Source organism: Streptococcus infantis (assembly GCF_047464415.1).
Taxonomy (GTDB): Bacteria; Bacillota; Bacilli; order Lactobacillales; family Streptococcaceae; genus Streptococcus; species Streptococcus infantis_AE.
The window spans coordinates 70,875-83,574 of record NZ_JASHBX010000003.1; the positions used below are offsets into that span (position 1 = coordinate 70,875).

A 12,700-nucleotide genomic window follows, 5' to 3' on the forward strand; every position below is an offset into this window, starting at 1 on the left:
TATCAATCACCAAACACACCGCCTGTAATCTGGTACGTGAGGTAAATGTGCTCCAAGATTTTGACAATTCGCGCCACATGAAATTATTTAAGCATATCCTTTTCTCTCATTACCATTTTCTGTTATAATAAATTGTACTTCTAGAATAGAAAGGACTTAAGATGACAACTCTTATTAAACATAAACGTGTAGAATTTTCAGAACTTTTTTATGACTTAGTTTTTGTTTTTGCAATTTCAAAAGCAACTGCTTTAATTCACCCTCTTCATAGCGGTGTTGTGGCTTGGGATTCTTTACTTGATTTCTTCATCTCTGTCATGGTTATCATCAATTCCTGGATGATTCAAACCATTTATACCAATCGCTATGGAACAAACTCGTTATTTAACATGGTAATCATGTTTATCAACATGGGACTTATGCTCTTTATGTCCAATATGATTGGATACAATTGGCAACAATGGTTCTATTATACCTGTTGGGCTGTTGGTACATTGACCCTTACCTTATTTTTTCAATATTTGGTTGAATTTTTTAGAAAATCAACCGATAATACTGATCGGGAAAGTATCAAAGGTTTTCTATGGTTAACAGGTCTAGGAAGTTTAGGAGTCTATCTGGCAGCTCTTTTTCCTATTTACGTTGGAGTCTATATCTTTATTGCTAGTATTCTGCTAACATTTATTGTGCCAATTTTCTTGATTACTAAAGATGAGCATTTCCAGGTAAATCTTCCCCATTTAATCGAGCGCGTCTCCCTTCTTGTGATTATTACGTTTGGAGAGATGGTTGTTGGGCTAGCTAGCTTCTTTACAGTCGAGAATTTCTCGATTTATTCGGTTCTCAATTTCGTTATCATGCTTTCCCTGTTCTTGTTTTATTTTGGCGAATTTGACCATGCTATTGATGAAGGATCTAGTCAAAAGGGATTATTTGTAATTTATAGTCACTATCCTATTTTCATCGGGCTTATGTTGATGACAGTTTCGATGGGTTATCTCCTGAATCCCGAGGCTAATCTTCTCGTTGCAATCAGCTTCTTTTATATCGGAATTGGCCTCTTCCAAGCTGCTGTCCTAGCAAATGGGCCCTATAACAAAAACTATCTTCGCTATCCGAGAAGTTACTACTGTGCTCAAGCGACACTCTATCTGGCTGCCTTGATTCTCTCTTTGCTTTTCGCTTCTAATCCTATAACAGTGTTGAGTATTGCAACCATTTTAGCTCTAGCTATAGCCATTCATTTTATTTATTTTTATATGACACAGAATAAAAAATATTCCAAATCTAACTGGGGGATATTTTAATGAGTTTATAACATTAAAAAGCTTTGGGAACCAAGGCTTTTTTTTCATTAATTTGTTTTTCCATTTTATCCTCCGATTTGAACTCGCACTGACATTTATTTATAACAACACTATATATCTAGTATGGCATAATCATTAGGTATTATAGGTTTTCAAACCAAATGTGAGTCATTCGTTTTTGCCCCACTTTTGCCCCATTTTTAAATCCTGACATTGAAAACACCTAAAAGTATTTCCCTAAAATCAGCTATATTTCAACATTTTTGTTTATTTTCAATATGAAAAGTTCTTACAAATTCATGCAGGGGGCATCTAAACAACAGGAAAAAGCCTTGAAATCAAGGCTTTTTTGATGTCAAATAACTTTTTGTAGCAAATCATTATAAAGGTTTTCCAACCTTATCAAACTTATCATTTATTCTCAATCAATTGCTAGCAATATTTGATAAGACCAACTGTTTTTTACAGTACAGAGCTAGTCTATAATTAACTAAACTATACTAATTTGTGCCCATATTACATGGCCAATCCGCATAGAGATTAAAATGGGCTATTATGAATTCATAAATTTTCGCAACAGAACAAGAGCAAGTCATTTAGAAATAAAAGAGAAGAGAATCTTTCACTCTCTTCTTAGTATATCTTATTAAATTCAGTCTTTCTCAATCTACCTGATTTTCCTTTGCGACGACAAATTCTTTAACCAGTCGATAGATAACAGCAAATACGGGGGTAAAGAATATCATTCCAAGCAGTCCGAAAAGATTCCCTCCGATACTAGCTGCTGCAAGTGTGAAAAGAGCTGGCAAACCAATAGACTGACCTACAACTTTTGGATAAATAAGGTTTCCTTCAATCAGCTGTATAACTTGATATAGAAGAAGAGAAAGTAAGGCTTGAGTAGGACTCACTGTGAAGATAAAAATCGCTCCCACAACACAAGCAATCATAGGCCCTACATAAGGAATGAACGATAGCACTCCTGCAAAGATACCTGTCATTACTCCATAGGGTATCCCAAACATGCTGTAACCAACCGCTATCATAACTCCTATGATAACTGCTTCAATCAGCTGACTCATCAAAAATTGGTCATAAGTCTCTAGTGCTACTTGTCCAATGTAAGTCAACTTTATCACCACCTTCTCTGGAAGAAAAACTTTTAGAAGTCGACTCGTCATCGCTGCCAAATGTTCCTTACTGGATAAAAATAAAAAGGTGAAGACTATAATCAAAAAGGCATTCATCAAACTTGAAAAAATATTGCCGATATTACTAGTCAGACCTGATAAAAAACCTATCAAAGCTTGGCTAATAGAACTAGATTGTCCCTGTATGCCTGATACGATAGTTGACAACATGTCTTTGGTTACAAATTCCGAGCTGCCTAGCAATTTCCCAAGTTGAGTCAGGACTGTTGAAAGGACTGTTCCCAGCTGACTAATAGTCTGAGCTAGGGTTGGCAGCACCAAAACCAAAAGAGCAATCACGATTAAGATAAGAGCTAGGAAAACAAGTACCATGGCAATCGGACGACGCAACTCTGCCTTTACCTTCAATTTAACTAAGTACTGTTCAATTTTTTTCATAGGAACATTAAGCACAAAAGCAATAACAGCACCATAAATCAAGGTTGATGTTACATCAAAAAGAGAGATTGCTCCTGATATAAAGCTCGATGCATTCAGAATCACAAGAGCAACCAGCCCTATAAAAAGGATTAACGGGGTGTATTTTCTAACTAACTTCATAAATTCTCCTTAATAAACATGTTTAGATACGACTATACTATTTGGTTTTTCAAACTCTCGGTCAAGGTAGGCTTGATAAGTTCCTGGTGCGATAAATCCTTTTGGTGAGAGGATATCTGTTCCAGCTTGACCGACTATGGTATCAGCCAAGAGCACACAGTTTGTGGACAAGACAAAGTAGGATTTAAACTTAGATTTGATAAATTTATAAAGTTCCCCATCCGTCTCATGTCTGATTTTATAAGCGTAGGTGTAGTCTTCCTTACCATCTTCCGTTTTAATTTTATCTGCGCTTGGCTCCCATGGAATCGTCAGTTGTTTCAATTCAGCTAATTTTTCCTGAACCGCTTCTTCCATTTCCGGTGTCAAATCTATTCCGTAACCAAATAGCGTTTTTTGACTCTCCCGTTTACATAGGTCAATGTACTTGTCACGATCACAGAAATATAAGACACCATCTCCTACCATGCCAAATAAGGTCTCAGAAGACGGATCATAGTTGCCATAAGAAATAACACGGCCTTGATAGCAGATATCCACATGACCAATTGCCGAAAACAGAGAGGTCTCAGCTGTATGAATAAAAATTTCAAGCTCCGCTGTCTTACCAGACTTCACCATTCCAAGATGGATATCCTCTCTCTCATCAGCATTTTCCTGCATGAATTTGTTGATTTTTGCTAAAGTACTTGCAGGGATGAGAGCGGCTAGGACAATAGGTAAGCTCATTCTTACACGACGTTTGAGATGGTTTTTCCCAATTTCCCCCTCAAACAAGAAACCGTCACGGATATTGGACACACCATAAAGGAAAAAATAAGCCCCTAAAACAAAGAGTTGAAAGACAGAATTTCCCGTAGAGGACAAAAGACTAGTCCCACCAAGAAAAACTAGTACGAGACCATCTAGTAAGAAACGAAAACGAGGTCGAATTTTGTTTTTGCGGTAGAGAACATAGGTGACAAGGTTGATACTAGCATGAAAAATCTGATAAATTCCAATCACAAGAGCCAAAATATAAATTGGCACATCAGTAGCAAGATTCGAGCCTAGCAAATATCCCATCACTAACAATTTAACCAGTGCAACTCCCAAGGTGTCCGTTGACTGACTTTTTTTGAAAATACGTAATACTAAATCTAAGACCGTTGCTATCCAAGCTAAAAACAGAACCAGTCGAATAACCGTCACTGGCAACCAAGTTCCCGTGACCATCAAGATAAGACCTAGCAGAACAAACAAGAAACCCTGAACAAGTAATTTCTTACCTGTCAGACCTAAAGAAAGAATTTTTTCCATAAAAGACCTTTCAAAAATAATAATTAAGCCCTTTGATCAAATTGACTGGTAAATAGCTGACGGCACAAACAGCCTGTGCCAGCAAGACATGGCGACTGACTGTAGCAATGTCACCATCTTGTCTTTTGCACTTCTGAAATTTGTTTTATTGAGTCGAAATCAGAGCTTTTAAAAACTAGCTAAACTTGAAAGCTAACCATAATTGCTAGATAAAAAAGGTGCAACCAATCCTTCTTGTAAAGGTAGGAAAGAATTATATCCATTCCATTAATTATTTATATATTACCTATTGTGACACAATACTCACTATAATTCAACTTTTTACTTATTTCAATAGTTTTGATTATTTTCAACATGAAAACTCTTCAAAAATTATGCAGGGGCATCTAAACAACAGGAAAAAGTCTTGGAATCAAGGCTTTTTTACTTGTCAAATCAATCTCATCCATACTTTTCACCACTCAAAAAGCGAGCCGTCGATTTGGCTCATTTTTTCTTTTTTCATTCTTAATTTCGGTAAAAATGACTATCTTTGTCGCTTGGTGATTGGCCGATTGCCAAGACGTCTTGGCTGCCATCCGTACCTGTCAATTCATTTGCTACACCTGCTGGTGTAAAGATAAGGCGTGCACCTTCTCCACCATCGACAAGATGGATTCCTGTTGAGTAGTAGCCATCTTTTTCCTCTACTTGGCCCATTTCATACTGGAAGGTTCCTTTTGAACTTTGAATGGTCACGATTCCATCAGCTGTGACTGTAGCAGTTGTTCCAGCATAGTTTTCCCATGTTCCAAGAAATTTTGCGTAAGCTTCTGGCGACTTTTTCTTCTCTTCCTTCTTATCCGTTTGAGTGCTTGCGGAACTTGATGGACTCGTTTCAGACTTCGGCTCCTCTTTTTGACTAGCTTCTGTTTTACTTGATGACTCCTTAGTTACTTTAGAGGAAGAAGCCTCTTTGCTTGAAGATGCTGTAGTTTTTTCAGTATTTCCTCCACAAGCAGCAAGTGTCACCACAGCCAACAAGGCAAGAGCTGAAAGACTGGTGTAGCTCAATGTTTTTTTCATGATAATCTCCTTTTAAAATGATGACCCAGTTTAGTCTGAGTCTAAAATGGCTAGTCCGAAATTACATATATTTTTGACGGCCAAGCCCTAGTCTTCAGTGTATCATTTATTTGTCTATAATTCAATAGTTATTTTGGTAACTTTGTGTAAGATCAAGCAAAAAACTGATCCAAGAATGAATCAGTCTCTCTTTATATCTTCTTTGATTTTTCAAAAGCTTTAATAGATAAACATGGCATCGCCAAAGCTAAAGAAACGGTATTTTTGGTCGATAGCATGTTGGTAGGCTTCTAAGACCAATTCACGGCCTGCAAAGGCAGAAACGAGCATGACCAAGGTAGACTTAGGCAAATGGAAATTCGTAGAAAAAGCATCCACAACCTTCCAGTCATAGCCTGGTTTGATAAAGATATTGGTCCAGCCAGAGTCTGCTTGGATTTGCCCATCAAACTTGCTTCCGATGGTTTCTAGTGTACGGATAGAGGTTGTTCCAACCGCAATGACACGACCCCCATTTTCTTTGACCTGTCGCAAGGTCGCAGCAGCTTCTTCAGACAATTGATAAAACTCTGAGTGCATCTCGTGCTCATCCAGATTATCTACGGAAACAGGTCTAAAGGTCCCAAGTCCAACGTGCAAGGTCAGGTAGACTAGGTGAACCCCTTTTTGCTGGATTTCTTCCAGTAATTCCTTGGTAAAATGCAGGCCTGCAGTTGGGGCAGCCGCTGAGCCGCTCTCCTTGGCATAGACTGTCTGGTAACGTTCACGGTCATCCAACTTTTCATGGATATAAGGAGGCAGTGGCATTTCTCCAAGACTTTCAAGTACTTCTAGGAAAATTCCTTCATATTCAAAACGCACAATACGGCCACCATGGGTCAATTCCTCAGTCACAACTGCGCTTAGCCGACCATCGCCAAAGACAACTCTAGCTCCGACCTTGAGACGTTTAGCAGGTTTTGCCAAGACTTCCCATTCGTCTCCTGCTGTATTTTTCAAGAGCAAGAGTTCAACATGGCCCCCTGTTTCTTCCTTTTGACCATGAAGTCGCGCTGGTAGTACGCGGGTGTCATTCATAACCAGGGCATCACCTGGCTCTAGCATTTCAATAATAGAGTGAAAATGGCGATCTTGAAATTCCCCTGTTTTGCGATTGACTATCAAGAGTTTAGAGGCATCGCGCTTTTCCAGAGGTGTTTGTGCAATCAACTCCTCAGGCAAGTGAAAATCAAAATCATTGGTATTCATTGTAGTCATATTTCCTTTTCTTTTCTAATGTACTTACGATTAGCTATCAAAACGAACTTCTTCAAGCAAATACTCGATGAAGCGTTCACCCATCTTAGATAAGCTAGTTTTCTCATGCTGGATATAAACCAGCTCAATCGGATCATCAATATCAAGTGGAATCGAAACAATATTGTCTCCATTGAGGTTACTATTAAGGATACCAGTCGCGATGGTATAGCCGTCCAAACCAATCAAGAGATTGAACAAGGTCGCACGGTCACTAACAACGATGGATTTCTTGTGGTGTTCCTGAGACAAAATCTCCTCTGAGAAATAGAAGGAATTATGGGTTCCTTGATCATAGCTCAAGTAAGGGAAGTCTTCTAGGTCTGCCAACTGCACCTTGTCTTTTTTAGCAAGAGGATTGGTCTTGCTGACAAAGATATGAGGTTGGGCTGTAAAGAGATGGTGAGCAACTAGATGGTTATCATCCAACATCTTAGAAAGGACATCACGGTTATAGCTATTTAAAAAGAGGACTCCGACTTCACTACGGAAGTTCTTGACGTCGTCGATGATTTCCCAGGTTCTGGTTTCACGCAAAAAAAGCTCGTACTTTTCCATATCGCTCTTCTTGAGCAAGGAAACAAAGGCATTGACTACGAAGGCATAGTGTTGCGAAGACACACTAAAAAGCTCACGATGAGCGATTGGGTTCTTATAGCGTTCTTCTAGGAGTTGGGTTTGTTCGACAACCTGACGGGCATAGGACAAAAACTCCATCCCATCACGTGTGAGGGTAATTCCCTTAGGATTTCGGATAAAAATCTCAATCCCCATCTCATTTTCTAGGTCACGAACTGCATTTGATAGACTGGGCTGCGTAATGAAAAGTTGCTTGGCAGCTTCATTCATCGAACCAGTCTCTACAATTTTGATAATATAGTGTAATTGTTGAATTCTCATGTTTTTATTGTACCATACTTGAGGCAATATAAAAAGAACCAGTCACTGAAAGCTCTGTGGCAAAGCTTAGATGAGTGCTTTCAAATGACCTTATCTAGCACTTTAAAAAGAGGTTGAAACAATTCCAACCTCCTTTAATCTTTATTATTATACAAGCTTTTTAATCGAAACTTAGCTTCCTCTTTCCCAGAAGATGGCTAATAAAATCATGGCTCCTAAAACTGATGGGATAATGGCTGTACCGCTTAAGCTTGGTCCCCAAGAACCAAAAATTAATTGTCCTAAAAAGGCACCAATCCAGCCGAGAAACATTTTCCCGAAGCATCCCATCCGTTCTCCACGATTGGTGATAGCTCCTGCTAATAGTCCGATTAAAAGCCCGACAAACATACTTCCAAGCATAGATTCTCCTTAAATTGCCCAATCTCCATTACGGAAGAGTGGTACGCGTGTCCCATCCTCACGGATACCATCGATATCCATTTGGTTAGAACCAATCATAAAGTCTACGTGAACATCTGAACGATTAAGTCCTGCAGCTTCTAGCTCTTCTTCGCTCATCTCTGCTCCGCCAACAACGCTCGTTGCATAGGCTGCACCGATAGCCAAGTGGTTAGAAGCATTTTCGTCAAAAAGGGTGTTAAAGAAGGTAATACCTGACTGAGAAATTGGACTTGGATCTGGTACCAAGGCACATTCACCCAAGGCACGCGCACCAGCATTCTTAAAGACGAGGTCCTTCATTACTTGATCACCCTTTTCAGCTGTGATATCAACGATTTGACCATTTTCAAAGGTCACTTTGATGCCTTCGATGATATTTCCATTGTAGCTAAGAGGTTTTGTAGACGTTACATAACCATCTGCGCGACGGAAATCAGGGGCTGTAAAGACCTCTTCTGTTGGCATATTTGGCAAGAAACCTTCGCCTTGAGCATTGATAGCACCGGCTGATTCCCAAACGTGGTTCTTCGGCAAGCCAAGTGTCAAATCAGTTCCAGGTGCTGTGTAGTGAAGGGCTGAGAATTGTTCTTTGTTGAGCATCTCTGCCTTGCTCTTCAAGATAGCTGCATGTTCTTCCCAAGCCTTAACTGGGTCTTCTTCGTAGATACGGCAAGTCTTGAAGATTTGGTCCCAAAGGAGATCCACTGCTTCTTCGTCGCTCGCTGCATTTGGAAAGACCTTCTTAGCCCACTCGAGTCCAGCTGCAGCAGCAACAGTCCAACTAACCTTGTTGGATTGAGTTGCGATACGCATTGGTTTCATGGCAATTCCCATAGCTTTGGCGGAAGCTGAAAGTTTTTCTGCATCAACTCCGTTCAAGGCACCTGGGTCAGAAGAACGAACACCGAGACGACTTGCTTTGTTTTCAAGAAGGTAATTCATCTCAGCAATCTTGTATTCTGGTACATTGTCCAAACGCTCTAGTGGCGCGTGAAGGAATTTCTCACGATTCACAAAGTCATCTGCCCATTGAACGATAACTTCGTGTGCACCAAGTGCATAAGCCTCTTTAACGATTAAGTGAGCCAACTCACGTTGCTCCACATCGATTGAGAGAGCCAAGGTATGACCAGGTTGCACATTCACACCGTTTGCAACCAACAACTTAGCATATTTTTCTAGATTTTCTTTAAAATTTGGTAAAACCATTCTTGTTTTCTCTTTTCTATTTTTATTTTTCTTTCAAAGCAGAAAATAATCCTGCCAAAGCAATAGCACCTGACAAGAGTGCTGTCGATAGAAGAATTGTCTGATCAACAAGTTCTAACTGATATTCAAAAACTTTTTGAGCTGGCTTGTTTTCCGCAAAAATTCTAAGTTTCATGAAATGTCCTCCGTTACTAGTATATCACATATGATGTAAATTTAAAAACAAGCCTAATAAAGCTTGTTTTTATTTAACTATCACAAAAGTCGTGTACATATCTTTCCACTTCTTTTTCCATAGATTGAATCTCACGAATACCCCATTTATCATTCTTTACCGTTACATCTGCCATCATCTGTAATTTTAAACTCTGGCGGTTGAAAATTCCTTCCCACTGTTTATATTTTGCACTTGGAACTAAATTTCCAAACTTCGAATTTTGACTATCTGTAATGATACAGAGATTCCCAAAGGAGTGCAAAAATTTATCATCAATTTTTTCAACTCTTTCATCACTATTTGGATGTTGTGGAAACCAATGCTCTATAGAACGACGATATGCAAATTTGAAATCTTCAAACTTAACATCATAATCTTTCTTTAATTCTTCACGATTTTTCCATAAAACATAATCTACAAAGTTAAAAGCATAAACAGGAATTGTACCATATTTCTTAATTCTTCTATCCTCAGTAAACAATCTTTCTTCTGCATACGTCACTGCCATTTTTTCTAGAAATTCTTTAAAACGAGCACCAAATTCTTGATCATTTAGTTCTTCAATATGTCTGAAGAGAAATTGTAAAATCTCATATAACCAACGACTATCACGATTAGCAGTGAAGGTTACAGCGAACATGGATTGAAGAAGAATAATGTTTTTGTTAATTTCCGAATCTGAAAATGTATTCTTAGTAAAGCGTTCTTCAACTATGTAATGCTCTTTCGCTTTTCCATTAGGTTGATATTCATAATAAGTCCCCTTCTGCAAAAACCATTCATCCTTATTTCTGCTTGAAGAATCCATATTTGAATTTCTAACGATGTAATTATCAAAAATATGTTTTATTTTAAGAAGAAATTCACTGAATTCAATAATCCAAGTCTTATTTTTATTTTTTATATCAAATAGAGCTAAAAGTTTCTTATCGTCTAACTGAACCTCATTGGTATCCTTACCTTCCCAAATTGCCAATACATGGAGTAGGAAGGTTGGAAAATCGATAACTTGGGTATAATCACCAAAATCTTTTTCTACTTCTATATTTTTTTCATTTATCTTTTTTCCTAATATATCTGATAACTTTCTTCTTTCATTTTGATAAAAATCAATATCATCATAAATATTATGAAATGAGTAATTTGTAAAATGCCATCCAAAAATACGTTCGCGTTCTTGAAAATCATCTGCTCTCTTCCGTCGCATCTTAAATTGACTTGATACCGGTTTATCAAACTCTGCACAGGCATCCCAAATTCTTGCAAACTTTTGAGCCATTTCTTGATCTGTACCGAATTTAGCCATCATTTGCGCCTTGAGAATCTCATGAGCCTCTAGTTGTTCTCCTCGAGAATTGAAACGTTCGAAATAAAGATTCAAATCTAAATCTTCAGGAAGTATACTCCGAAAAATGATGACATTCTCAAAAAGATAATCAACGAAAGACTGAGGATTAAGCTGATGCTCCTCTAGCACTTTTTTCAATGCATCTTTAGCATTCCCATAACCTCTAGTTAATTCATTTTCATCGTCCTCAGAGATTTTTTGCTTAGTAAATAGTTTTTGAATATTCTCATTTGATTTCTTCCTAGCTGGAAAGGTAAGATTGACAGCTTTCAATCTATCAAAACCAAACTCATGCTTCAAAGCTAAGGCAATCAAATTAAGGGCTGTTGTCCGTTGTTGCCCATCTATGATTTTGAAAATGTCATTCTCTTTATTAACGACTAATGTTCCAATATAGTAGTTGTCTCTATTTTCTTGAAAAGCATCTGCTACGTCGTTCAATAACTGCTCAATTTCATCATAAGTCCAGGCAAAATTTCTCTGATAAAGAGGAATAGCATAGGTATCTTCATTTAACAAACGATTAACAGATAACCTTATATGTGTTTCTACCATTTATCTTTTTCCTCTTCTATAATCTTGTCCACAGTATAATTTTCAAATAGCTCTCTATCTATCTTGATCATGAAATCATTCGGAGTGACAGCATGGGATAAAAGTTGAAATAGCTTTTGAGCCTCTTTTTGTCTAAAACTTCCACCAGCGGCGTATTTCCCTACCGTTGCATCATATATAGCTTTAGACTTAACTCGAGGGTAATAAGACCAAATAAACAAGGTCTCTATTATCTCCTTTGATAGCTCATCTTTTCCAAATCTCTCTGCAAAAAGAGAGCAAATATTTAGAAACAGATTGTAGCATTTGAGATAGCGTCCCTTTGAGCTATTGTAAATGTTCAACATGCCTTCTGGGTAAGCTACATTTTTTTCTCCCTCTTCAAGCTCATCAGAAAATCCTAACCTTTCATTTAAAAAATCTTTATGATCTTTAATAGTTTCATGAGCAGATTCAATATACTCAAAAAATTTACTTCCGTCAATGATTGGCATAGTAATCGAAAGAGGAAATTTTTCAATATGACGATACAATTCTAGGTATGGAAAGTTCTGATTCAAATCAACGCCTTTAAAGTCGTCAATATAATCCTCTGTAAATCGTAGATAAGAGCCATAACGCTTGTTTGTTAATCCTGTTTCTCCCCTAGACCAACGTCTCATACGAAAAAGATGCTTATCAAATAACTCTTTGAGACTTAACTCTTTATCCTCTACAATTTGCTCCCACTTTTCAACAATTCTTTCATCTTCAGAATCTTGCTTGCGAAGATGATAGGCTTTGAGCAAATCATGAGGTTCTAGAGATTTTCCACGATTATTCTGAGAATCAAATAGCTGAAAGGCCTCTGATAATCGTTCCTGTGGCATAGTAATCACAGAGACAGAACAATTTTCCAATAGAAAGTTACAAATATCTTTTGCCTGATTCTCACCAATCAATTGAGTCAAATTTTCCCACTCATTATAATTTTCACTCGCATGATAGCAAGATAGCTCTCCAAATTCAGCACTTAGTAGTTGATTAGCACCCTTATAATCCTCAAAATCATCTAGTAAATAAAGAAACAAGGAGATAGAAATTAGCCGTTGCTGTCCATCGACAATATCTAAGTATCCATCATTTTCATGCAAGATAACAGAACCAACCTGATATTCCTTTTTCCCCATAGCATCTCGTAGATCATAAAAAAGATTACGGATATGCTTTCTGTTCCATTTATAAGGTCTTTGATAAGAAGGAATCCGTAAATTCTCTTCTTTCAATAGTTCTCCAACTTTTTTAGAAGTAAATTGAATACTCATTTTAT

At 37.7% G+C, this 12,700-nt stretch carries 11 protein-coding genes; 1 reads left to right on the plus strand and 10 read right to left on the minus strand.

The features are described from left to right. The first annotated feature begins 161 nt into the window (after positions 1–161). Positions 162–1,307: a low temperature requirement protein A gene (locus tag QM460_RS02670; protein WP_049526125.1), complete on the plus strand. Its 1,146-nt coding sequence runs from the start codon at positions 162–164 to the stop codon at positions 1,305–1,307. Between the two features lie 662 nt (positions 1,308–1,969). On the opposite strand, the gene QM460_RS02675 is transcribed toward QM460_RS02670, so the two are convergent. The 10 genes from QM460_RS02675 to QM460_RS02720 form a co-directional block, all read right to left on the minus strand. Then, complete coding sequence (locus QM460_RS02675) at positions 1,970–3,058, minus strand: AI-2E family transporter (protein ID WP_049527285.1); 1,089 nt, start codon at positions 3,056–3,058, stop codon at positions 1,970–1,972. Positions 3,059–3,067: 9 nt separating this feature from the next. Further along, complete coding sequence (locus QM460_RS02680; protein WP_049527288.1) at positions 3,068–4,357, minus strand: membrane protein; 1,290 nt, start codon at positions 4,355–4,357, stop codon at positions 3,068–3,070. 507 nt (positions 4,358–4,864) lie between these two features. After that, positions 4,865–5,422: a hypothetical protein gene (locus QM460_RS02685; RefSeq protein ID WP_000753298.1), complete on the minus strand. Its 558-nt coding sequence runs from the start codon at positions 5,420–5,422 to the stop codon at positions 4,865–4,867. Positions 5,423–5,641: 219 nt separating this feature from the next. Further along, on the minus strand, positions 5,642–6,670 hold the full coding sequence (gene queA, locus QM460_RS02690; protein WP_001095263.1) for a tRNA preQ1(34) S-adenosylmethionine ribosyltransferase-isomerase QueA: 1,029 nt from the start codon (positions 6,668–6,670) through the stop codon (positions 5,642–5,644). A gap of 39 nt (positions 6,671–6,709) precedes the next feature. After that, positions 6,710–7,618 carry a LysR family transcriptional regulator gene (locus QM460_RS02695; RefSeq protein WP_025171295.1) on the minus strand — a complete coding sequence of 303 codons (909 nt, stop codon included), beginning with the start codon at positions 7,616–7,618 and terminating at the stop codon, positions 6,710–6,712. A gap of 171 nt (positions 7,619–7,789) precedes the next feature. Continuing rightward, positions 7,790–8,020, minus strand: coding sequence for a GlsB/YeaQ/YmgE family stress response membrane protein (locus tag QM460_RS02700; protein WP_075228757.1), 231 nt, complete (start codon positions 8,018–8,020; stop codon positions 7,790–7,792). Between the two features lie 9 nt (positions 8,021–8,029). Then, on the minus strand, positions 8,030–9,271 hold the full coding sequence (locus tag QM460_RS02705; RefSeq protein WP_045763099.1) for an aminopeptidase: 1,242 nt from the start codon (positions 9,269–9,271) through the stop codon (positions 8,030–8,032). Between the two features lie 22 nt (positions 9,272–9,293). Then, positions 9,294–9,446: a hypothetical protein gene (locus QM460_RS02710; protein WP_000776639.1), complete on the minus strand. Its 153-nt coding sequence runs from the start codon at positions 9,444–9,446 to the stop codon at positions 9,294–9,296. A gap of 73 nt (positions 9,447–9,519) precedes the next feature. Then, positions 9,520–11,391 (minus strand): DUF262 domain-containing protein, encoded by a 1,872-nt coding sequence (locus QM460_RS02715; protein ID WP_414289172.1) that lies wholly within the window; start codon positions 11,389–11,391, stop codon positions 9,520–9,522. Further along, positions 11,385–12,695 carry a DUF262 domain-containing protein gene (locus QM460_RS02720; protein WP_414289173.1) on the minus strand — a complete coding sequence of 437 codons (1,311 nt, stop codon included), beginning with the start codon at positions 12,693–12,695 and terminating at the stop codon, positions 11,385–11,387. Before QM460_RS02720 ends, QM460_RS02715 begins: the two co-directional genes overlap by 7 nt. Positions 12,696–12,700: the final 5 nt, after the last annotated feature.